Here is a 23,213-nt window from a genome sequence, read left to right on the forward strand (position 1 = left end):
TTTTTGTATATAATACGGATTCAAGAAGCATAACAGGATCTAAAAAGGAGCATCAGTTTATGAAATATATTGGCTATGTCGGGACTTATACAAAAGGGGAGAGTGAAGGAATTTACTCTTTTACGCTTGATACGAAAAAGGCAATTATCTCTGAGCTAAAAGTTGCAGCAACATTAGACAACCCTACCTACCTTCATGTTGGCCAGAATAATCTATATTCCGTGGTGAAAGAAGGAGAGAGCGGGGGTGTAGCTTCTTTTTCCGTGGACCGAAAATCCGGAGAACTGACACCATTGAATCGCCAGGTAACCCCCGGTTCGCCGCCTTGTCATCTGAGTGCAGATGTCCAAAATCAATTTTTATTCAGCGCGAATTATCATAAGGGTACCGTGGAATCTTATTTGATTAAAGACGGGCAGATCCAGCCGCGTGCTGACGTTGCACACCACGAAGGGTCAGGTCCAGACCCTCGACAAGAGAAGCCACATACCCATTTTGCTGCCCTGACTCCAGATGAAAAATTTCTTGTGGTTGCAGAATTAGGAAGTGACCAATTAAATACCTATCAGGTTGGCGAAGACGGAAAATTAACCAGCGTGCATCGTTTAGCTGTTCGTCCCGGCAGTGGGCCGCGGCATTTGGCTTTCCATCCGAATGAAAAATATGCCTATCTCCTTACGGAATTAAGTTCAGAGATCATCGCGTTACACTATAAAGCAGAGGACGGAAAGTTCGTTCCGTTTCAAATACTCTCAGCCATTCCCGATGATTTTCAGGAAAACAACCAGGCAAGTGCGATTCATATGTCAAAAGACGGCCAATTTCTATACACTGCAAACCGTGGACATAACAGCATCGCCGTTTTTCGTGTTCACCCAGAAACGGGGGAATTACAATGGCTCGAACACGTTTCAACGGAAGGAGATTGGCCGAGAGATTTTGCCCTTGATCCTTCAGAAAAATTTATTGTCGCCTCCAATCAGAACTCCAACAACCTCGTCCTTTTTGCAAGGGATTCAGAAACAGGGAAATTAACCAGACTTCATTCAGACGTTTCCGTACCAGACCCTGTTTGTGTAAAATTTTTGCCGAGCACTGATGAATAGCGGAATGGTCTCCGCTATTCATTTTTTGATACAGGAATTCCAACGGAAGTCCAACCCTCCCCGTATCAATCCTTGGATAAACATGCAAGTTATACCATGAAATTGGGAACCGTAAAGAAAAACCTGTAATCCAATCGAGGGGTGTTTCTACATGTTCTTCTTTCGTAAAAAGCGGGGAGTCTCCCAAAACAAGCAATCCAGCGAATCATCCCCGGATCTAAAATACATTCCCTCATCGAAAAAAGAAATGGAAATGGTGATTAAATCCGTACTGCAAGATGATACAGACCTGGTGATTAAATCCCTGCAACACCCTGGGAAAGAACTTACCCTTTTTTATTTCTCAACCTTAACAGATCGCAAAATTATACAAAAATCTATATTGTCTGTCTTACAAAATTTACAGGCCCCATCTCCAAGCCTGGAGGAAATAGAAGCGAGCCTTCCCATAGGGGAAGTACAGGTAACTGAAAGCTTGGATCAGGTCATTCAAACTTTGCACAATGGGTGGACATTACTTCATATTGAGGGGAAGACGAACGCTCTTTTAATCAATACCTTTGGGATGAAGGAAAGGGGTTTAACTACACCCGAGAACGAATCCCATGTATTCGGTCCACAAGTCTCCTTTAATGAATCATTGGCAACGAATACCGGATTGATCCGAAAATATATCGCTAGTCCGAAACTCCATAATGAAAATTTAGAAGTTGGGAAAATCACTCGAACAAAGGTCTCCATGCTGTATATAGAAGGAGTGGCCTCAGAACAAAATGTAAATACCTTAAGACAGCGGATTACTGAATTAGAACTCGACCAATTAATCGACAGTTCAATGTTGGTCCAACTCATTGAGGATAATTCAATGAGTGTTTTTCCCCAAATGATGTTAACAGAACGGCCTGATCGGGTCAGTGCCTTTTTGTTGGAAGGGAAATTGGCTGTCCTTGTAGACGGAAGCCCTTATGCAATTGTCTGTCCAAGCACTTTCATCGAATTTTTTCAGACATCAGAAGACTATTATGTACGTTGGAATATGGCAACCTTTGTCCGTATGCTGCGGATGATCGCGATGTTCTTATCCATTTTTTTTACACCAGTTTATGTGGCGTCCTTGACCTTCCACTATGAAGTCATTCCCAGTGCCCTGCTCGTTCCGCTTGCCCAGTCGCGAGCGAAAGTACCTTTTCCGCCGTTATTCGAGGCATTATTACTGGAATTGATCATCGAATTTTTGCGTGAAGCAGGAGCACGGCTTCCTACCAAAGTAGGACAAACGATGGGTATCGTAGGCGGTATTGTTATTGGGCAAGCAGCCGTGCAAGCCGGGTTTACGAGCAATATCTTGATTATTATTGTAGCCCTTGGAGCGTTATCCTCATTTACCACACCAAGTTATATGATGGGGACTACGATCCGTATCATTCGATTTCCGATGATTCTCCTTGCTGGGATTTGGGGTGGATTTGGGATTATGTTCGGATTTTGTTTTCTTTTAATCCACCTGCTAAGACAATCCAGTCTTGGAAGCCCTTATTTGGAACCGTTTTATCCCATCCGCTTGCGCGATTTACAAAATAGTGTGGTCCGCATGCCATTCCCCTTTTTTTCTAAGCGAATGGTTCTTACTCGGGCAGAGGATAAAGGGAAATTCAATGCAAAAAGGGCAAAGCAGAAAAAAGATATAGACGAATAGGCTGGAAACCAATCAGGAGCGCACATTATGGAGATCACCGTAAAACCTAAGGCAAATCTATTATTTAGCAGCTATCTTTTACTTTTTGTGATTGTTGGAAACCAGGTGGGGATAGGGGTCATGGGTTTTCAACGGATCATCTTTAGGGAGGCGGGACATGACTCCTGGATCTCCGTGATCATCGCTGGAATTTCCACTCATTTGGTCGCCTGGGTGATGCTGAAGACGTTAGATCTCTATGGATCAACCGATCTCTATGGGATACACGAAGACGTTTACGGGAAGTGGCTAGGACGAATTTTCAGTTCTCTTTATATTGCCTTTTTGTTGATGGGTGCACTAATTGTCTTGCGCAATTACATTGAAGTGGTGCAGACTTGGATGTTTCCAGATGCGCCTGCCTGGCTGTTCGCTGTCCTCCTGCTCTTTTTAATGGTTTATGGAGTATCGGGAGGCATTCGGGTGATTGTCGGCTTCTGTTTTCTCAGTTTGTTCTTTACCATTTGGATGCTTCTTCTGCTGATATATCCTTATCAATACGCTGAATGGATCTATCTTAGCCCGGTAATGGAAGCTAGCATGATTCAACTGTTAAAAGGCGCAAAAGAAATGACTCTGACTATTGTCGGATTTGAAATCCTTTATTTTATCTTCCCCTTCCTTAAGGAAAAAGAGAAGGCAGGCCGTTATACCCATTTAGGGTTACTCCTAACTACCTGCTGTTATCTGTTAATTATGATTGTATCTACGATCTACTACAGTGAGGATCAAATCCTGCAAGCGATCTGGACAACCTTTATGATGTTCAATGTCATTCAGCTCCCCTTCCTAGAACGGTTTGAATTCGTTGGGATCTCTTTATGGATCTTAGCCATCATGCCCAACCTGCTTTTGTACACCTGGGCAGCCACACGGGGGATGAAACGAATTTTTCAGTGGAAGCAAAAGCACGCCCTTTATCTTTTTACCATCGTCCTCTTTGGTGTCTCCATATTCTTGAACACCAGGTTAAAAATCAATGCACTAAATGACTTTAGCGGTAAATTTTCTTTTTATATTGTCTACGTGTATCCATTTATTCTCTTTATCATTGCCTGGTTCCGCAAATGGCTCAAACGTAAAATTTAAAAAGGGGGGGAAGGAGGTGAAGAGCATAGGGAAACCAGGTGAACACCAAGTTTTTAGTACCTTTTTTCTTTTTTGGGTAATCATCGAATCACAGATTGGAATGGGAATTCTTCAATTTCAGAGAAAAGTAGTTCAGGTTGCCCATCATGATGCCTGGATTTCCGTTCTGATCACAGGGGGGGTTATCCATGTTGTGGTCTGGTTTATGATTCGTACATTGGCCAAGTACGAATCGGCTGATTTATACGAAATCCATCAACATGCTCTAGGGAAATGGATCGGGAACTTATTAAGCATTCTTTACATGGCATACCTACTCCTGCTAGGGACCTTGGTCCTTCGGTCCTATATTGAAGTGGTCCAAACCTGGCTTTTTCCAGAAATACCCACCTGGTTATTATCTAGTTCCGTTTTGCTCCTGACCGTGTATGGGGTACTTGGGGGAATTCGGATCATCGTTGGTGTTTGCATCCTGAGTTATCTTTTTTCAATTGCACTGTTGTTTTTTCTTGCCTATAACTTACCTTATGCCGATTGGCGATCCTTATCTCCAGTAATGGAAGCAAACTTCCAGGAATTGATCATAGGGGCCAAACAAATGGCATTTACCGTCGTTGGCTTTGAAATCATTTACTTTGTCTATCCATACCTCAAGGAAAAGAAAAAGGCAGGACGTTATACACAAATGGGAGTACTGTATACCACCCTTATTTATTGTCTGGTATTGGTCCTTTCCATTGCCTTCTTTAGCGAAGGGCAGATCAAGAAAACGGTCTGGCCGAGCCTATCTTTGTTTAAAATCGTTCAAATTCCTTTTTTAGAACGATTTGAATACGTAACTGTCTCTCTGTGGTTGTTGGTCATCGTCCCAAATCTACTACTATATTTATGGGCAGCTACACGGGGAATGAAAAAGGTTTTCCACTGGAACCAAAGAAGGTCCGTTTATCTATCAGCAGCTCTCGTCCTTGCCATTTGCCTCCTGTTGAAAACAAACCTGCAGATTAAATTCTTAGGGGAATGGGCGGGGCAGCTATCCTTATATTTAGTCTTTGTCTATCCAGTAATTCTCTACTTCATCGTTCTGATTCGAACCCGCAAGCAGAGGAAAGAGGTGAAATAAATGAAAAGAAGGATCGGTGCCGCGGGGCTTAGTCTATTTATTTCCGCGACCCTGGTGATAACAGGCTGCGCACAGCAAAAGATTTTAGACAAAATGGGGCTGTCTGTTGTTATCGGGTATGACCGCGTTGATAAGGATCGGCTCCTCGGAACCAATGTATTGCATCAATTTGATCCTATGGCTTCGGAAAGTGTTCAGATCGTTGCGAGCACAGCTTACACCAGTAAAGGAACACGGGACAAAAGCAACTTGGAAATGGCAAAAAAGGCAGTATCCGGACAGCTCCGGGTCACTTTATACAGTGAACAGCTTGCCAAAGAAGGGATTATTAATTTAGTAGATACATTGGCCCGTGACCCGACCATTGGGGCGAGGGTGTTTTTGGCCATAAGCAAGGGAAGAGCGCATGATATTTTAAAACATCGGTACCCGGAATTTGGCAATATAGGAACCTATATGTACCAAACGATCAGCCAAAATATTGAAGGAGAATCGATGATTTCTCCAACTCTGCACGATTTCATGCATGATTATTCCAGCGTCGGACGCGATACTATTCTTCCATATCTGGAGCAGCGGGGAAAAGAAGGAAATGAATTAGTGATAAGTGGGGCAGCTTTATTCCAACAGGATCGAATGGTCGGCGTGATTCCCACCAAGGAAGTTTTCTATGTCAAGCTTCTACGAGATCGATTCCAGGCGGGAAGTATTGAAATTTCCATTCCACGTGAAGTCCTGGGAAAATACATGAAGGTAAGCCAGAAAAAAAGGGGAAACGATCCCATTTTTCTTGTCCTTGATACATTATCCAGCAGCTCAACATTCAAGCTAGTTGATAAAAACAGACCGCAAATCAATACAGAGATAAAAATCACTGGAAGACTACAGGAAGTTTCCGAAGTTGTCGATTTAAGCAAACCAGAGATCATCCATAAAATTGAAAAGGCGATCAGCCAAGCCATGATGAATGAGGGCAACAAAGTGATTGCCAAATTGCAAAAACTGGAGACAGACCCCATCGGTTTTGGCGAGATCTACCGATCCTCTGTCAGACATTCCAACCTCACCCGTGATAAATGGTATGAAATGTACCGAGATGCCAAGCTTAACTTGAAAGTAGAGATGACGCTCGTTCGTACCGGCGTAATAGAATGACACCCTCGAAGATTCGAGGGTTATTTTTTATGTATTTTTACTTACCTTTATACTAAAATCAAATAATAACCAAAATATGGGGGAGTTTATGTCATGCAAGAATTAGGGAATCTTCTAAAATACATATTCTTAGGTTTATTCCAGGGTTTTACTGAGCCCATCCCTGTTTCATCAAGCGGGCACCTGGTCATTCTGCAAAAGTTCATAGATTTGAGTATTGGTTTGGATTTTTTGATCCTAGTCAATTTCGGTTCTTTAATCGCTGTACTGATTATTTATCGTGAGGATATTCTACGATTCATTCGAAATGGGCTCGGTTATCTTTTCAAGAAGGAAGAGGGGCTAAAGGAGGATTTTGACTTCATCCTTTATCTATTAATTGGAACGATCCCTGCTGGTGTCCTTGGTCTTTTGTTTGCGGATTTTATCGATGAAAAACTGGACCAAATCTGGATGATTGGGGTGACTTTAATCATCACCGGGATCGCTCTTTGGATCATTCGCAATCGGCGTGGGAGTAAAAATGACGGCCAACTTACTGTTAAGGATGCTGTCATCGTAGGTCTTGCCCAAGCGGTTGCGTTGATCCCAGGCATTAGCCGATCGGGAGCAACGATTGTCGCAGCGATGCTGCTTGGCATGAAACAGGAAACCGCCTTACGTTTTTCCTTTTTGCTTTATATTCCTATTAGCTTAGGAACGATGATTCTCTCGGTAGACACACTAATGGAAAAGAACCTTTCAGAAATTTGGCTCGGCTATTTATTGGCCCTCTTAGCCTCGATCATAGCCACCTATGTATCGTTGAAATGGTTTATGAACATCATGGCAACTGGGAATCTGAAATATTTTTCATATTATTGTTTTTTGGTAGGGGGACTTGTACTGGTATTTCTGTCAACTTGATGTATCCACAGACCGGCTATTTTAGTCGGTCTGTCTTTCGTCTTTTCAATTCATATTGCAGGAAAAAATGGAAATCTGTCGAAATTTAATTGAAACATGATATAGACATGGAGGAAATCTATGTTAGTCAATTTCAAGGACTTTTTGGTCAACATTTTTATGATCTTTTCCCCATTAGTGTTTTATCCTTATGTGTACAGAGCGAAAAACAACAGACCATTGTTTCAAATTCTCGTATACATCCTTTTCTCGTTGGCCTTATTTACAACCATGTTATTTCCTTTAAACCTGAACGGGTTAATCTATGATTTTCGTTCCATCCCGATTATTATTGGTTCCCTGTACGGCGGAGCAACCGTTTCGGTTCTATTGTTTATAACCCTCGGTTTATATCGTTTTATTTTAGGAAATCCTAACAACCTATTCTATATCCTTGCGGTCCTGCCTAGTTTATTTATGGTTCTTTATACATCGAAAAAGTATAGTACCTTACGGTTATACCAAAAAACAATCGTATCTGTAGTACTATGTACAATGATGAAATTAATGACATTCACATTCTATTTTATCATGATTCAGAACCTTGAAATCCTTGCGGAAAGCTTAACAGGGTCACTGCAAACCTATGTTACTCAGGCGATCATTATTGGTGTATTTGTGTACTTCATGGAAACTTTAAATAAATATTTTCATCTGCAAGACGAAGTATATAAAAGCGAACGAATTAAAACGGTGAGTGAAATGGCCGCTTCTGTTGCTCACGAAATCAGAAACCCGCTCACAACCGTGAAAGGATTTATTCAATTATTAGGGGAGCCAGATATAGACAAGGAAAAAAGGGAATATTATCAGAAAATATGCCTCGAAGAGCTAAATCGCGCAGAACTCATCATCACTGATTATCTCTCCATTGCAAAACCGGACCCAGAAGTGATTGAAAATATTAATGTGAACGAGGAAATAAGTTACTTATCCAGTGTGCTTCAGACCTATGCCAACTATTATAATATTAAAATGCATTTGGTATTTTCGGTGGATCCCGACCTGCACATCATGGGTGATCGTTATAAATTTCGCCAGGCCTTAATCAATATCGGCAAAAATGCTATTGAAGCGATGCAGAATGGGGGAATGTTGGAAATCAAGGCAAATCAGGTAAACAGGAACGTTGTCCTAAGTATTAGCGATACGGGAGTCGGAATGAGTCCGGAGCAAGTCAAGAGACTTGGAACACCCTATTACTCAACGAAAGAGAAGGGGACAGGTCTTGGTACCATGCTCTCATTCGTTATAATTAAGAAGATGAACGGGAAGATCGATATTAAAAGCAAAATAGGGAAGGGCACGGAATTTATATTTATCTTTCCTAAATCCTATTAAAACTGGAGAAGTAACATGGAGAAAACGATTAGGGAGCAATTATTCGATTGGGCAGATCAAGACTATCAAAAATTTTCCGCAGCATTGGTGCCAAATATAGACAATATTATAGGTGTTCGAATGCCGCAACTTCGCAAATGTGCCAAGGGAATAGCTAAAGGTGACTGGCGAGCTTATCTTGAACAGGCCGAATGTCAGTATTTTGAGGAGGTTATGCTGCAGGGGTTAGTCATCGGGTATGTGAAAACAGATGTTGAAGAAATCCTTCATTATGTAGCAGAGTTTATCCCGAAAATTGATAATTGGTCGGTTTGTGATAGCTTTTGTACAGGGCTAAAATTCACTAAATTGAACATGGAACGCGTATGGGAATTCTTGCAGCCTTATCTGACTTCTGAGAAGGAATATGAGCAGCGTTTTGGAGTTGTCATGCTTCTTGACTATTACATTAACGAAGATTACATAGACCAAGTTTTAAAATGCCTAGACACCGCCAGACATGAGGGATATTACGTAAAAATGGCGGTCGCATGGGCTATATCCATCTGTTACGTGAAGTTACCGAAACCTACGATGGCCTACTTAACAAGCAATACACTGGATGATTTCACCTATAACAAAGCTTTGCAAAAAATAACAGAGTCCTATCGCGTGGACGAGGAAACAAAAAAAATAATCCGCAGTATGAAACGGAAAAAATGACTTTTAAGTCTGGACCATGTTATGAAGGACAATTATCGAGCCTGAAGCCATACGAAATGTCCTTCATACGTCGATCTGCACCTATTATACAAACGTGCGGTTGAATTTTTTCAAAAGCTCCCCAAAGATTTTTCGTTCTTCCTCCGGCCACTCTTTTAAAAGCTCCGATATTCTTTCAAAGCGAGCCTGCTTATATGCTTTAAATTCCCTTAATCCTAGTTCTGTGATTTGCAGGGCATAGGCTCTTCCGTCCATCGGATTAGGAATACGCTCCACATAACCTTTTTGTTCGAGGGCAGCGGCTTGTCTGCTCACAGTAGAAATATCCAAATGAAATTCATCTGCCAAAGCTTTCACCCCAGATGATCCATGTGATGTGATTTGATGTAATAGGAGATAAGCGGAACGGTCCAGTTTACCGATTTTTTTTTGTGTGGAAATCGACGTCACCCGTCGAATGAGGATTGCTAGTTCAAGCTCAATCGTTTCCAAAGCCAGTTTGTCCATTTTTTAACCTCACAGTTATCCTTTTCTTACCTTATCATACCATATCGGGAAACATGGAAGCCATGAGAGAGATAACGGGAAATTTTTTGTTATTGGCAACTTGTCCTAGATAGTAAACACATTCAACATATCTTTACATTTTCTTAACATAAGCTCAACAATTCATTTACATACGGCATGTATAGTATTGTACGTAAGCTTTACACCACTCAAAAGACAAACAAATAAAGAAGGGGTTATTCCATTGAGACAAAGAAATTGGAGAACGGAAGGTTTTGGACGAGGGATTACCTTGTTCTGCGCGGCCATCTTAATACTGATTACGCTATCCATTGTCTATTTTATTGCCTCCAAAGGCTTATCTACGTTTTTCCTTAACGGAGTAAGTTTAACTGAATTTTTGACAGGCACCACCTGGAACCCGGATGCGGATCCTGGGAAATTTGGGGCTTTGCCTTTTATTATGGGTTCCTTTCTTGTAACAGTAGGTGCAGCGCTGTTAGCAGCGCCACTGGGAATTGGGGCGGCCATTTTTATGGTCGAGATTCAGCCGGGGTGGGGGCAGAAGATTTTGCAACCTGTCGTTGAGCTACTGGTTGGAATCCCATCTGTTGTCTATGGATTTGTTGGTTTAAGTGTGATTGTGCCATTCCTAAGAAATAATGTGGGCGGACTAGGATTTAGTCTCTTGGCTGGAATCTTGGTTTTAACCGTCATGATTTTGCCGACTGTGACAAGCCTTTCTACAGATGCCATACGGAGGGTTCCACGTGATTTAAAAGAAGCTTCTCTCGCTTTAGGCGCCACGAGATGGCAGACCATCTGGAAAATTATCATCCTACGTTCATCCCTGCCTGGACTGTTAATGGCCATTATTATGGGTATGGCCAGAGCGTTTGGGGAGGCATTGGCGGTGCAAATGGTCATCGGTAACACCCCATTGGTCCCGAAATCACTGCTGGAACCGGCTAATACCTTAACCAGTGCGATTACACTAAACATGGGGAATACCATTGCCGGATCAGCCTATAACAATGCACTATGGTCGATGGGATTGCTATTACTTTTAATGACGTTCGTATTTATTTTATTGATCCGCTATGTTGGACGAAAGGGACAGATGTAATATGAATCCAAAAACAACCGATCGCATCGCGACATTTGTTTTATATACTATAGCCTTTCTCATTGTTTCCGTTTTATTCGGATTACTTGCTTATATCCTTTACCACGGGTTTCAACGGATAGATCTACAGTTTATTACCAGTCCACCTGAGACGATGAAAGCAGGGGGAGGGATCGGACCACAACTATTCAATTCTCTTTATTTACTCGTTCTGACCCTAATCATCACGATCCCACTAGGACTCGGTGGAGGAATTTATCTTGCTGAATACGCTCCAAAAAACAAAGTGACGGATGCCATCCGTCTAAGTATCGAAGTCCTATCATCCCTTCCTTCCATTGTGGTTGGACTGTTTGGGCTGATGGTGTTCGTAAACGTCATGGGCTGGGGATTTTCGATTCTTTCTGGTGCTTGCGCTTTGACTGTTTTCAACCTGCCGTTGCTCGTTAGGGTCGTGGAAGAATCCCTTCGCAGTGTACCTAGAGAACAAAAAGAAGCCAGTCTTGCGATGGGAATTTCCCACTGGACAACCATTCGCAAAGTATTATTGCCCGTTGCCTTGCCAGGCATTATTACAGGGACGATTCTCGCATCTGGAAGGATCTTTGGAGAAGCGGCTGCTCTTCTTTTTACCGCCGGGATGTCTTCACCTGATCTCAATTTCTCTGATTGGAGCTTCACCACACCAGTTTCACCGCTCAATCCTTTCCGACCTGCGGAAACGTTGGCAGTCCATATCTGGAAGGTCAACAGTGAAGGGCTCATTCCGGATGCCAGAGCGGTGGCCGATGGGGCTTCAGCCATTCTTGTCTTGACCGTTTTATTCTTCAACCTGTTTGCCCGTTGGTTTGGTCGCTGGATTTATAAGCGATTAACAGCTTCTTAAGGAGGGAAAGTATGGATTCTTTACAAAAGAACGGATTAATAACGGAAGAACTCAATGTGTATTACGGAACAAACCATGCCGTTAAAGACATTAATTTAACTTTCCCTAAGCATACGGTCAGTGCGCTGATTGGCCCCTCCGGATGTGGGAAGTCGACTTATCTGCGCTCCTTAAATCGGATGAATGATTTGGTGGAAGGGACCCGGGTGACCGGAAAGATCTGGTTTGAAGGACATGACATCAATGACCAAGGAGAGGATCTTCAACAGTTGCGCCGCCGGATTGGGATGGTCTGGCAAAAACCCAATCCATTTTTTAAATCAGTCTATGAGAATGTGGCCTTTGCGCCGCGTTATCATGGGATGAAAAACCTCGATGAAATTGTGGAGAGCTGCTTGCGGAAAGCTGCGCTGTGGGATGAAGTGAAAGATCGGTTAAAGGATTCAGCCCTTGCGCTTTCCGGTGGTCAACAACAGAGATTGTGTATTGCACGGACGTTGGCATTAGGACCTTCGGTGTTATTGTTAGACGAACCAACATCAGCACTTGATCCGATTTCTACGGCAAAAATTGAAGAATTAATGTTTGATCTTAAAAAGGATTATACGATTATTATGGTGACCCATAACATGCAACAAGCGGCAAGGATCTCTGATCAGACTGCCTTCTTCCTGTTGGGTGAGTTGATTGAGGTAGATCAAACGAAGCGGCTTTTTACCAACCCGAAACAAAAAAAGACAGAAGACTATATCACCGGACGATTTGGGTAAGGGGGTCATACGATGCAGTCTACACCAGTGGTAGAAGTAAAAAATCTCAATCTATACTATGGTTTAACCCAAGCGCTATTTAATATAAATCTTTCCTTTGAAAGAAATAAAGCAACCGCACTGATCGGACCTTCCGGTTGCGGGAAGTCTACTTTCCTTCGCACCCTGAACCGAATGAATGATTTGATTCCAGGGGTGCAAATCCAAGGGGATATTCAAGTCAATGGGAATAATATATATCATTCGAATACAGATATCGTTCACCTACGAAAAAACGTGGGAATGGTATTTCAACGTCCCAATCCTTTCCCTATGTCGATTTACGATAATGTGGCATACGGATTGCGCATCCACGGATTGAAGGACCGCAAAAAAATCGATCAAATTGTTGAACAGAGTCTACAAAAAGCGGCTTTATGGAATGAGGTAAAGGACCGACTCCACACCCCGGCAAAAGGGCTTTCAGGTGGTCAGCAACAGCGTCTCGTGATCGCGCGTGTCCTTGCCGTCGAGCCAGAGATTATCCTCATGGATGAACCAACTTCTGCGCTTGATCCCATTTCAACGGCAAGTGTAGAAGAATTAATCCAGGAATTAAAGCAGAATTATACCGTGATCATCGTTACCCATAACATGCAGCAGGCAGCACGTGCCTCGGACTACACCGCCTTTTTCCTGAATGGAGAGGTAGTGGAATATGGTGCAACAGATCTGCTATTCACATCACCTAAGAATAAGCGTACGGAAGATTATATTACAGGTCGATTTGGATAAAGGGAGGAAGCGAAAATGAGCGCACGATTATCTTTTCATGAGGAATTAGAAAAACTTCATCAAAACTTGTTAAAAATGGGAACGATGGTAGAAGAGGCGATTCATTTATCTGTTAAGTCACTAGCAGAGCGAAACGAAGATCTGGCCTTACAGGTTATTCATCATGATGACGAGATTGATGGGCTATACCTTGATCTCGAAAAGGAATGTTTCCGTTTAATCGCTTTGCAGCAGCCGATGGCTGGTGACCTTCGGCGAATTGCTACGGTACTCAAAGTTGTCACGGACCTAGAGCGAATGGCAGACCACGCAGTAAGTATTGCAAAGGCCACTGTTCGTTTAAAAAACGAACAGTATGTGAAACCACTGATTGATATTCCGAAAATGGCCGGACTGGCCCAATCGATGGTACGCGATGCACTTAAAGCATACATCGATCAGGATCTTCCTAAATGTTATCAAATCGGAAAAGAAGATCATCAAGTGGACGCTCTGTACAAGGAAATATATAATGAATTGATAGGCATCATGCAAGAGAAGCCAGAAACGGTAAATCAAGGAACCCAATTTCTTTTTGTCGCCCACTATTTGGAACGAATTGGCGATCATGCGACAAATCTTGCGGAATGGGTCATTTACTTGGTAACAGGGAAATTAGAAGAATTAAATGACTAAATCAATTTAAAAACAGGGGTAATCAATCCATGGAGAAAATCCTCGTAATTGAAGACGAAGTATCGATCTCTACCTTATTAAAATTTAATTTGGAGAAATCGGGATATACCGTTGTAACAGCCATGGATGGGAAAACAGGACATGACCTGGTTTATAGTGAAAAACCCGATTTAATCCTTTTGGATCTCATGCTGCCGCAGATGGATGGGATGGAAGTTTGCAAGCAGCTGAGGATGGCAAAAAATAATACGCCGATCCTGATGCTTACAGCGAAAGATGAGGAGTTAGATAAAATTCTAGGCTTAGAATTAGGGGCAGATGATTATTTAACGAAACCATTTAGCCCAAGAGAAGTGGTGGCAAGGGTAAAAGCCATCTTGCGCCGAACCAAGCATATGACCGTCCCTGCAGAAAACGATTCAACTGAAGATACAGTGATTCAAATTGGACCACTAGAGATCCATCCTGAAAAGTATGAGGCACTCTTTCATTCAGCAAAATTAGAGTTAACACCAAAAGAATTCGAGCTGTTGCTTTATCTTGCCAGAAATCAAAATCGCGTCTTGACTAGAGAACAATTGCTTAATGCCGTATGGAATTATGATTTTCTAGGAGATTCGAGGATCGTCGATGTCCATATTTCGCATTTAAGGGAAAAGATCGAGGCGGACACGAAGCAGCCAAAATACATTAAAACCGTGCGCGGTCTAGGATATAAATTCGAGGCAGATCATGCAGAGCTTTAGTTTCCGATTAAATACCGTCATCATCTCCATCATGGTCGGGACATTGCTCGGACTGGGTATTTATGTGGGAAATTTGCTTGAGAAGGTATACTTCGAGACTGTTTCCACTCGTTTAGCCCAAGAAGCAGCCTTGATTTCTACCTTTATTGATAACCATCATCCTTTGGATTCTGCTGAGCTGCAGCCCATGGTGATTCGTTTTGCAAAAGCCGAGGATTCGCGCATTACGATTGTATCGAGGGATGGAACCGTACTGGCCGATTCAGAAGTGGATCCTAGAACAATGGAGAACCACTCAAACCGCCCTGAAATTTCAGAGGCCTTGCATAACGCAGAAGGAACTGCCGTTCGTTTTAGTTCAACATTAGGCCAGAGGATGGTTTATGTAGCACATGCTTTTGACAACCCCGGAGGTCAACGAGGGGTTGTTCGTGTTGCCCTTTCCGTTTCAAGAATTAATGGATTTATCCATCAATTATGGGTCAGTCTGACACTTGGGATGGCTGCTGCCTTGATCATCAATATCTTTGTCAGTCTGTTTGTCTCTCGTCATATCACAAGGCCTCTTCAAGAGATCACGGAAGTGGCCAGAAAAATCACGGAACGAAAATACGAAACAAGAGTCGTAGGCAAAAAGGTGGGTGGAATCGATCAGCTGGCCAAAGCGATTAATTTTATGGCATCCAGTCTGCAATCACAAATGTATGAGATCAAGGTGAATGAGGAGAAGCTTTCTGGCATATTAAAAAACATGTTCAGCGGAGTGATCCTAATTAGTGAATCCCGTAGAATTTTGCTTGCCAATGCGGCAGCACAGGAGCTATTGGGACACTCGGAAAGAACTTTGATCGGTAAACTTCATATTGAGGCTGGATTAAATTATGGGTTGAGCGAAATCATTGATCGCTGTTTTAAAACAGGGGAGAGAATCCGCGAAGAAGTCCATATCTATTATCCCGAGGAACGCATTGTCGACTGTAATTTAGCCCCCTATACTTCAGAACACGGAGAAGTGAAAGGAGTGGTTACAGTCCTGCACGATATCACCGCGATCCGTCGTTTGGAGAAAATTCGAAGTGAATTTGTCGCCAATGTTTCACACGAATTGAAAACACCAATTACCTCGATTAAAGGATTTGCAGAGACCTTACTGGACGGAGCAATGGATGATCCGCAAGTGCGTCGAAACTTTCTGGAAATCATCTATACCGAAAGCGAAAGATTGCATAGGCTTGTAAATGATCTTTTGGATCTTTCCAAGATTGAACAAAGAAAAGTCCCTCTTAGAAAAGAACAGGTTCGTATCTATGAGCTCATTTACGATATTTATCAGCATCTTCAAGAAAAAGTCAACCGAAAAAAGATTGAATTTCACTTCCCTAGCCAACACGATATAACAGTAGAAGGTGACAAAGACCGTCTTCATCAAATATTAGTTAACCTAATCGACAATGCGATCTCTTATACTTCGGAGGATGGCACTGTTTCAGTAGATGTGGTAGACCATGGAAACGAGGTCGAAATATCAGTAGCTGATACAGGTATCGGCATTCCACTAAGGGATCGGGAGCGAATTTTTGAGCGCTTTTACCGGGTAGATAAAGGCCGATCCCGTGAATCTGGAGGTACGGGATTAGGGCTTGCGATCGTCAAACATTTAGTCGATGCCCATCATGGAAGAATCATTGTGGAAAGCGAGGAAGGGAAGGGATCCCGTTTCCGCGTTTTCTTTCCTAGAAATACCAAGACCTGAATCCTCGTTAGGAGTATCAGGTCTTTTTTTAATGCGCCACAAAGAATACGCTTACAATTTTTTTACATTTAATTTACATTCACTTAACGATTGCTCAATATCCAGTCCTTATAATACAACCTTAGTATGTCATCTATTAGCTATCCCAAATAAAAACAGGGGGAATCACATTGAAAAGGTTTAAGTACATATCTATAGCAGTTTTTTCGGCTCTCAGCCTTGCGCTAACGGCTTGCGGTGGCGGGAATTCCTCAACGGGCAGTTCGAATTCGATCACAGCGGTCGGCTCTACAGCCTTACAGCCTTTAGTAGAACAAGCTGGGAAGAATTTCATGAATGAAAATCCCGGAATCTCTATCCAGGTTCAAGGTGGCGGAAGTGGAACAGGGCTATCACAGGTAGTCTCAGGTGGAGCAACGATCGGTAATTCGGATATCTTCGCCGAAGAAAAAAAAGAAATTGATGTGAATGCACTCGTTGACCATAAGGTCGCAGTGGTTGGTATGGCAGCCATTGTTAGTAAAAATGCCAAAGTAGACCAATTGAGCAAACAACAATTAATCGATATCTTTACAGGTAAAATTACAAATTGGAAAGAAGTAGGCGGAGATGACCAAAAAATCACCTTAGTAAACCGCCCCGCAAGTTCAGGAACCCGTACGACTTTCTTTTCCTATGCTTTAGATAAAAATCAGGAAGCACAAGGAATTACAGAAGACTCCTCGGGAACGGTCCGCAAGATTGTCTCAGAAACACCGGGAGCTATCGGTTATGCCGCTCTTTCCTATATCGATAATACAACAATCAAGGCGATTAAGCTGGATGGGGTTGAACCAACGGTCGAGAATATCACAACCAACAAATATCCCGTATGGGCCTATGAACATATGTACACCAAAGGAGAACCAACTGGAGATGTAAAGACCTTCCTAGACTATGTTCTTAGCGACAAATTCCAACAGGAAGTGGTGCCGCAGGCTGGATATATTCCTGTTTCGGTCATGAAAGTAGACCGTGATGCTTCAGGAAATGTTACAAATAAATAAGTAAAAAAAGGAGGATTAGCTTCAGCGATCCTCTTTTTTGTCTTTTCTGTGACAGAAATTGTGGCAAAATCTAGTCAATTAGATCTATTTATGGCTGTCAGTGATCGTTATCACATTTTTTATTTAACACCTTTATTATCATAAAAACTGTTGAAACATAAACATTTTTTAAGAGACATAGAAGAAACAGGAGAATGGAGGATTACCATTGCTTACACAAAAAACAATCGACATTATCAAATCAACAGTTCCTGTACTTGAAGTCCATGGTGAGAAAATTACTACTCGCTTTTATCAACTACTTTTTCAAAATAACCCCGAATTGCTGAATGTCTTCAATCATGCCAACCAAAAGCAAGGAAGACAGCAAACCGCATTGGCAAACGCCGTTTATGCCGCTGCAGCACATATTGATCATTTAGAAGAAATCATCGAAGATGTGAAGTTGATTGCCCACAAACACCGCAGTCTCGGAATTAAACCTGAACAATATCCGATCGTAGGGAAAAACCTGCTCGCTGCCATTAAAGATGTTTTAGGGGATGCAGCGACTGACGAGGTATTGAACGCCTGGAAAGACGCTTATCAGGTCATTGCAAATGCCTTTATTTCGTTCGAAAAGGGACTATACCAGCAAGCTCAAGAAGTCGAAGGTGGTTGGAGTGATTTCCGCAAATTTGTGGTAGATAAGAAAGTAAAAGAGAGTGAAGTCATTACTTCCTTCTATCTAAAACCGCAAGATGGGGGAGCACTTGCTTCATTTCTTCCTGGCCAATACATTAGTGTGAAAGTGCAAATAACTGGAGTGGAAAATTCCCACATCCGTCAATACAGTCTTTCGGATGCACCTAGCAAGGATTACTACCGTATCTCTGTTAAACAAGAAAGCGGGAATGATATAAAGCCCGATGGAATGGTATCAACTTATCTACACCAGCAGATTAAAGAAGGCGATATCCTTGAAATCAGCGCACCTGCTGGGGTATTTACACTTGATGAACACAACGATCGACCGGTCGTTCTACTAAGTGGCGGTGTAGGGCTAACCCCTTTAACCAGTATGGTAAACACTTTAGTAGAGAAATACCCTAAGCGCCCTGTAACTTATATTCATGCCGCAATTAACGGCAATTTCCATGCCTTTGCACAGCATATGACAGAGCTAGCATCAAAGAATAAGCAGCTTAAAAATTATTTCGTTTACGAAAGACCTACAGACAATGACCGCCGCTTCCAAAGCTTTGATAAAGAAGGGTTTATCACCATCGATTGGCTACAATCCATTCTTAAATCCAATCAGATGGATTTCTATTTCTGCGGACCAACCCCTTTTATGAAAGCTATGTATAACGGCCTAAAACAATGGGGAGTAGAGAAGGAGCACATCCATTTCGAATTCTTCGGCCCAGCAGGGGAATTGGAGGAACAAGCAGAAGCAGTTCAGGTAAGATAGTGGAGAAGGGAACGAGAAGAAACTAAAAGTGTTTCTTCTCGTTTTTTTGTGTTGTCAGATGGAGAAGTTTGGTGTATTGATTAATATATACCAATCCGGAAGGATGATCCGCCAATGCAAATCCGACACAGTACTACTAAAGATATCGAATCAATCGTAGAAATCTGGCTGAACGGGTCCATTGTTGCGCACCATTTTATCGATCCAAACTACTGGCATTCAAAAATTGATGATATGGCACAAATCTATCTCCCGATGTCTTTAACCTATGTTTTAGAAAGGGATGATAGACTTATAGGCTTCGTTTCGATGATGGATGATTATTTAGCTGCTTTATTCATAGATCTGAGCGAACAAAACAATGGCTACGGGAAATATTTATTAGAATACGTAAAAAGCATAAATCAAACCATCCAATTAAAAGTATACCAACAGAATAAGAATGCAGTTCGCTTTTATTTGAACAACGGTTTTTTTATAAAAGACGAATTGGTGGACGATCAAACGGCGGAAAAAGAATATTTGATGACATGGGCGGCCAGCGGCGGTTTGAAGTGAATTAACGGAAATTTTTCCCGCTAATTGTGATAAGTTAATTTAAATTGGTCAAATAACGGAAAAATTTTCCGTTATGATTGGTTGTAATCGTTTACGATGATGTGGTTTTGTTAAATAACGGAAAAAGTTTCCGTTATTTAAACGAGATCAACATTAAAAATTAAATAGCAGAAAATTTTTCCGTTATACCAGGCGCGAAATTCCACAGTAAAAATGCTGAAATCACCTCGAAAAGAGGGTCTCGACATAATTTCGTAAAATACGAATTTGATGAAATTATAGTAGTGATAAAAATAAAAAGCCAATAAACCTGACTTTTTCCTCAACAATATATGTAGTTGCGATTTTGTAATATGTCTATGGTGATCTTTCGGATATTCAACTAGATTTTAATATTTTCTATAATTGAAGTTTTTATCACTTCAATCGTATCTTTCACTTCACAAACAACCTGATCAAAGATCTCGTTTAATTCACTGCTTAACCCTAAATGAAAATCAATCTGAAATGGCTCGATCCCGATCATAACTCCCTTTTTTTCTTCATCAAGGGTCCTAAGGATCTCTAAAACATGTAGATTATGCTGTGAAATGCCTGGATGAATCGTTACAATCTCACTTAGCGGTATAACACTGACTTCCCCAGTCTTCTTACCAGTAAAAGCTGCATCAACTACAATAAGAAACTCTGCACCGATCATACGCTCAAGGCAGTATTCCAAATCCGTTTCACCAACTTCGTAATCCACCCATTGATCCTTTGACATTTGTTTAGCAAGTGCTTCCACAACATTAATTCCAATCCCGTCGTCCATCATCAACCGGCTGCCAATTCCTATTACGACAATGGGCTTCATCCCAATACCTGAATGGTTATCGGTTCTTTTCCTGGCTGATAGACATGTGTGGCACAAGACATACAGGGATCAAAAGACCGAAGAATTCTTCCTATTTCAACAGGGTTTTCCGAATTTTGAATGGTTGTACCCAGCAGCGCTTGCTCTGCGGTACCCGGTATGCCGCGGACATCTCGCGTGGAGAAATCCCAAGCTGACGGGGTGATAATTTGATAAAAAGATATCAATTTGTTTTCGATCTTAAGCCAATGTCCTAATGCCCCTCTAGTTGTATCCACTAATCCAGTACCTTCAGCATGGTCTGGAAGCTTCCATACCTGTTGCACCGGACCCCTGGGGTAATCTGATCCAACAATATACTTAGTATTCCGGCAATTTCCTTGGCCTCTAATGCTCTTGCAATCGTCCGATCCATCGCAGAAATCCCTCGGCGATACTCACCGCTCAACCACAACCGCGCTAGTGGGCCCACTTCAAATGGGAGATTATTATACCTTGGGGCTTTAACCCAGGAATAGGCACCTTTCTTATCCATATTCGGAGTCGACATCGTTTCAAGCGGCTTATAGGAATTCATACCAAGAATAATCGATTTCTTCTTTAATGTGATCTCTATTAAAAGGATGAACTTGCTTATTCAATTAAACAAGCGGGTCTACATAAAGCGTACCAAGGTCCTTGTAGCGGTCAAATGCACCATAGCTCATGAGATTGCCGGGACCTTTTCCCATATGAAAATAATCATCATAATACTTTGCGATGAGATAAACGTCCGGTACCATTTTTTCTTCGATAAAAGCAGTTATCGTTTGCAAAATAGACTTCATGCGTACGATCTGGTCCGCGTTTGGCGGTGTGCTTATGCCTCCTACAAACACCCCATGGTTATGAGGTGCTTTTCCTCCAATTACGGCCAACATTTGATGAGCTAATCGGCTCATTCGCAGTGACTCAAAGTAATGATTAGCCAACTGTTCATTAACTTTCTGCGGTAAGCGAAAATCCCCATGATCCACTTTAAAAATCGAGCTTACATCAGGCAGCTTGACATAATCTGGGATCGTGTATTGATAAGTATGCCGAATATGATTCTGCAGAAACTCACAACAATGAAGGGCATCTCTTAAATATCGGCCGAGTGCCGTCACCTGCACACCGAGTGCGTCCTCCAAGGCAAGCGATGACGCAACCGAATGGGCCGTCGAACAGATTCCACATATTCGCTGGGTAAGATAAATCGCATCAAAAGGGCTACGTCCAACCATCATTTGCTCAAATCCGCGAAAGATACTTCCCGTTGTTTTCACTTCAATAATTTTATTTTGTTCAAGCATAACATCAATCTCCATAAAACCACTAATCCGTGTCAATGGATTAATTACAACTCGTTTTTTCATGCTCTACTCCCTTGTTATGTCGTAGGAGATAAATGGTCCCATTTTATCGGGGAAACCAAATTGTGAACAGCCAATACAGGTACTTGCTCCAATCGGCCAATTCACATATCCATCCCACTTACGCGTAGGACAATCGACCCGAGTCACAGGTCCCCGGCAACCAAGTTTAAATAAGCAGGTGGGTTCCCCTAATGTTTTGGCGAATATTCCTTTGTCAAAAAAAGGCCTTCTCGGGCAGCGATCATGGATAAGCGTACTATAAAACAATAAGGGGCGATCCATATTATCTAACTCCGGGACGCCATTCATCAATAAATGTGCCAGCGTGCCCAAAAACCAATCAGGGTGGCAAGGACATCCTGGAAGCTTAATCATGGGACGTTTCACGATATCGGAAAGCCCCACACATTCTGCAAGGTTTGGTTTAGCTGCGGATGGTCCTCCATCGACCGCACAAGCGCCAACCGCTATCACGTGGGATGCTTTTTCGCCAAGCATTTTCGCTGCCTGTAAGGCCGTAAATGGCTTTCCCCTCCATCGGCCTATAACATTGTAGAGGCCGTTGTTTTTGGTGGCAACAGCCCCTTCGACCGCAAGAATAAACTCCTCGTCCAGGACGCTCATCAATCGTTCAATAGCCTCCTCCCCTTCAGCTGCCATCAAGCTGTTGCTATAAACAAGATCGACCATTAAAGTGAGCATATATTCCAGATTTGGGTTGAATCCATTCATCAGGGAAATGATATTTCCGGAACAGCCGGTTAGCTCTAACCAAACTAGTTTTTTCTTCTTTAATTGACCATTTTGGATACGCACATTGGCTTGCTCAGTTAATCTGCGAACGATTGCCTCATTGCTCATGTCCTCGGGTGGCAGTACATGATGCGGATCAATCATTAGACTAACCTCCCTACTGGCTTTAAGGTTGAAAGAATCCACTGCTGACCAGCATGACACGACGCAAATTCAGCAGTTAAGTCTTTACCTGCCGGCAGTCCAAAATGCGATGCCGCTGACCATGCCTTATTATTCGTGACATCATAAACGATCCCACCTACCGCTACGTAAGCGGGATTCCCATTCCTCCCTGTTGCGTTTGCTAATTGTTCACGTGTGATGGTAGGAAGATTTTGCGGCACTGTTTGAGGCGTTGTTTGATTCATATGAGAAGGAGGCGCTGGTTGGCTGGGTTGTGGTAAAGTAGGCGTAACCGTCGAAGAGATTTGCTGCTGATCCAACATGTTGGTTAGAAAGTGAAGAAGGGAAACTTTATTCCATAATTGGTTTAGCGTTAGATTTTTTGTATGATAGTCTTTTGTTGAATACAACATCCGAATTAAGTATTGAATCTCATCAAATGTAAGTTGAATCTGCCTTCTAACCAACTCTAGTTCGTTTTCATTCATATTTTCCATTCCTCCAATTGGGTGTCGATTTTCTTATGGGCTATCTTATTCGGAAGAAGGATCA

25 protein-coding genes are annotated in these 23,213 nt (G+C 42.2%); 18 read left to right on the plus strand and 7 right to left on the minus strand.

All coding sequences use genetic code 11. The features are described 5' to 3' along the window. The first annotated feature begins 59 nt into the window (after nucleotides 1–59). The 8 genes from J2Z37_RS05235 to J2Z37_RS05270 all read left to right on the plus strand — a co-directional run bounded on the left by J2Z37_RS05235 (nucleotide 60) and on the right by J2Z37_RS05270 (nucleotide 9,196). The gene (locus J2Z37_RS05235; protein ID WP_209809173.1) at nucleotides 60–1,106 is read left to right on the plus strand and encodes a lactonase family protein; all 1,047 of its coding nucleotides are present in this window, start codon (nucleotides 60–62) and stop codon (nucleotides 1,104–1,106) included. A 151-nt stretch (nucleotides 1,107–1,257) separates the two neighbouring features. Next, complete coding sequence (locus J2Z37_RS05240; RefSeq protein WP_209809174.1) at nucleotides 1,258–2,802, plus strand: spore germination protein; 1,545 nt, start codon at nucleotides 1,258–1,260, stop codon at nucleotides 2,800–2,802. Nucleotides 2,803–2,829: 27 nt separating this feature from the next. Continuing rightward, entirely contained in the window at nucleotides 2,830–3,930 is a 1,101-nt protein-coding gene (locus J2Z37_RS05245) for a GerAB/ArcD/ProY family transporter (RefSeq protein ID WP_209809175.1), read from the plus strand. A gap of 16 nt (nucleotides 3,931–3,946) precedes the next feature. Next, nucleotides 3,947–5,053 (plus strand): GerAB/ArcD/ProY family transporter, encoded by a 1,107-nt coding sequence (locus J2Z37_RS05250; RefSeq protein ID WP_209809176.1) that lies wholly within the window; start codon nucleotides 3,947–3,949, stop codon nucleotides 5,051–5,053. Further along, entirely contained in the window at nucleotides 5,054–6,208 is a 1,155-nt protein-coding gene (locus J2Z37_RS05255) for a Ger(x)C family spore germination protein (RefSeq protein WP_209809177.1), read from the plus strand. It begins immediately after the preceding gene. A 93-nt stretch (nucleotides 6,209–6,301) separates the two neighbouring features. After that, entirely contained in the window at nucleotides 6,302–7,114 is an 813-nt protein-coding gene (locus J2Z37_RS05260; protein WP_209809178.1) for an undecaprenyl-diphosphate phosphatase, read from the plus strand. 159 nt (nucleotides 7,115–7,273) lie between these two features. Next, on the plus strand, nucleotides 7,274–8,494 hold the full coding sequence (locus J2Z37_RS05265) for an ATP-binding protein (RefSeq protein WP_245203618.1): 1,221 nt from the start codon (nucleotides 7,274–7,276) through the stop codon (nucleotides 8,492–8,494). A 15-nt stretch (nucleotides 8,495–8,509) separates the two neighbouring features. Beyond that, nucleotides 8,510–9,196 (plus strand): DNA alkylation repair protein, encoded by a 687-nt coding sequence (locus J2Z37_RS05270; RefSeq protein WP_209809180.1) that lies wholly within the window; start codon nucleotides 8,510–8,512, stop codon nucleotides 9,194–9,196. 84 nt (nucleotides 9,197–9,280) lie between these two features. Here J2Z37_RS05270 and J2Z37_RS05275 read toward each other — a convergent pair whose 3' ends face one another. Continuing rightward, nucleotides 9,281–9,703: a MarR family winged helix-turn-helix transcriptional regulator gene (locus J2Z37_RS05275; protein ID WP_209809181.1), complete on the minus strand. Its 423-nt coding sequence runs from the start codon at nucleotides 9,701–9,703 to the stop codon at nucleotides 9,281–9,283. A gap of 244 nt (nucleotides 9,704–9,947) precedes the next feature. Here J2Z37_RS05275 and pstC point away from each other — a divergent pair, with 244 nt between their 5' ends. The 10 genes from pstC to J2Z37_RS05325 all read left to right on the plus strand — a co-directional run bounded on the left by pstC (nucleotide 9,948) and on the right by J2Z37_RS05325 (nucleotide 19,490). After that, nucleotides 9,948–10,829, plus strand: a complete 882-nt coding sequence (pstC, locus tag J2Z37_RS05280) for a phosphate ABC transporter permease subunit PstC (RefSeq protein ID WP_245203588.1) — start codon at nucleotides 9,948–9,950, stop codon at nucleotides 10,827–10,829. 1 nt (nucleotide 10,830) lies between these two features. Beyond that, nucleotides 10,831–11,715: a phosphate ABC transporter permease PstA gene (gene pstA, locus J2Z37_RS05285; RefSeq protein WP_209809183.1), complete on the plus strand. Its 885-nt coding sequence runs from the start codon at nucleotides 10,831–10,833 to the stop codon at nucleotides 11,713–11,715. Between the two features lie 11 nt (nucleotides 11,716–11,726). Beyond that, nucleotides 11,727–12,485, plus strand: coding sequence for a phosphate ABC transporter ATP-binding protein PstB (pstB, locus tag J2Z37_RS05290; RefSeq protein WP_209809184.1), 759 nt, complete (start codon nucleotides 11,727–11,729; stop codon nucleotides 12,483–12,485). Between the two features lie 12 nt (nucleotides 12,486–12,497). After that, complete coding sequence (gene pstB, locus J2Z37_RS05295; protein WP_209809185.1) at nucleotides 12,498–13,259, plus strand: phosphate ABC transporter ATP-binding protein PstB; 762 nt, start codon at nucleotides 12,498–12,500, stop codon at nucleotides 13,257–13,259. Nucleotides 13,260–13,274: 15 nt separating this feature from the next. Then, a complete protein-coding gene (phoU, locus tag J2Z37_RS05300; RefSeq protein ID WP_209809186.1) occupies nucleotides 13,275–13,934 on the plus strand; it encodes a phosphate signaling complex protein PhoU in 660 nt (219 codons plus the stop codon). Nucleotides 13,935–13,963: 29 nt separating this feature from the next. Then, nucleotides 13,964–14,680, plus strand: coding sequence for a response regulator transcription factor (locus J2Z37_RS05305; RefSeq protein WP_209809187.1), 717 nt, complete (start codon nucleotides 13,964–13,966; stop codon nucleotides 14,678–14,680). After that, the gene (pnpS, locus tag J2Z37_RS05310; protein WP_209809188.1) at nucleotides 14,667–16,433 is read left to right on the plus strand and encodes a two-component system histidine kinase PnpS; all 1,767 of its coding nucleotides are present in this window, start codon (nucleotides 14,667–14,669) and stop codon (nucleotides 16,431–16,433) included. Before J2Z37_RS05305 ends, pnpS begins: the two co-directional genes overlap by 14 nt. Before the next feature lie 170 nt (nucleotides 16,434–16,603). Continuing rightward, complete coding sequence (locus tag J2Z37_RS05315) at nucleotides 16,604–17,479, plus strand: phosphate ABC transporter substrate-binding protein (protein ID WP_209809189.1); 876 nt, start codon at nucleotides 16,604–16,606, stop codon at nucleotides 17,477–17,479. A 208-nt stretch (nucleotides 17,480–17,687) separates the two neighbouring features. Further along, entirely contained in the window at nucleotides 17,688–18,932 is a 1,245-nt protein-coding gene (gene hmpA / locus J2Z37_RS05320; RefSeq protein WP_209809190.1) for an NO-inducible flavohemoprotein, read from the plus strand. Nucleotides 18,933–19,046: 114 nt separating this feature from the next. Continuing rightward, complete coding sequence (locus J2Z37_RS05325; protein ID WP_209809191.1) at nucleotides 19,047–19,490, plus strand: N-acetyltransferase; 444 nt, start codon at nucleotides 19,047–19,049, stop codon at nucleotides 19,488–19,490. A gap of 382 nt (nucleotides 19,491–19,872) precedes the next feature. On the opposite strand, the gene J2Z37_RS05330 is transcribed toward J2Z37_RS05325, so the two are convergent. From J2Z37_RS05330 to J2Z37_RS05345, 6 genes are all read right to left on the minus strand, one after another. Continuing rightward, complete coding sequence (locus J2Z37_RS05330; protein WP_209809192.1) at nucleotides 19,873–20,346, minus strand: hydrogenase maturation protease; 474 nt, start codon at nucleotides 20,344–20,346, stop codon at nucleotides 19,873–19,875. Next, the gene (locus J2Z37_RS25420) at nucleotides 20,343–20,672 is read right to left on the minus strand and encodes a nickel-dependent hydrogenase large subunit (RefSeq protein ID WP_342453784.1); all 330 of its coding nucleotides are present in this window, start codon (nucleotides 20,670–20,672) and stop codon (nucleotides 20,343–20,345) included. Before J2Z37_RS25420 ends, J2Z37_RS05330 begins: the two co-directional genes overlap by 4 nt. Then, nucleotides 20,624–20,923 carry a nickel-dependent hydrogenase large subunit gene (locus tag J2Z37_RS25730; protein ID WP_280922157.1) on the minus strand — a complete coding sequence of 100 codons (300 nt, stop codon included), beginning with the start codon at nucleotides 20,921–20,923 and terminating at the stop codon, nucleotides 20,624–20,626. Before J2Z37_RS25730 ends, J2Z37_RS25420 begins: the two co-directional genes overlap by 49 nt. 64 nt (nucleotides 20,924–20,987) lie before the next feature. Continuing rightward, nucleotides 20,988–21,743 carry a nickel-dependent hydrogenase large subunit gene (locus J2Z37_RS25735; protein WP_280922158.1) on the minus strand — a complete coding sequence of 252 codons (756 nt, stop codon included), beginning with the start codon at nucleotides 21,741–21,743 and terminating at the stop codon, nucleotides 20,988–20,990. 3 nt (nucleotides 21,744–21,746) lie between these two features. Further along, on the minus strand, nucleotides 21,747–22,640 hold the full coding sequence (locus J2Z37_RS05340) for a hydrogenase small subunit (RefSeq protein ID WP_245203589.1): 894 nt from the start codon (nucleotides 22,638–22,640) through the stop codon (nucleotides 21,747–21,749). Next, on the minus strand, nucleotides 22,640–23,149 hold the full coding sequence (locus tag J2Z37_RS05345) for a cytochrome b5 domain-containing protein (RefSeq protein ID WP_209809193.1): 510 nt from the start codon (nucleotides 23,147–23,149) through the stop codon (nucleotides 22,640–22,642). Before J2Z37_RS05345 ends, J2Z37_RS05340 begins: the two co-directional genes overlap by 1 nt. Nucleotides 23,150–23,213 lie beyond the last annotated feature (64 nt).

The organism is Ammoniphilus resinae (assembly GCF_017873965.1).
In the GTDB taxonomy this organism is placed as follows: Bacteria; Bacillota; Bacilli; order Aneurinibacillales; family RAOX-1; genus Ammoniphilus_A; species Ammoniphilus_A resinae.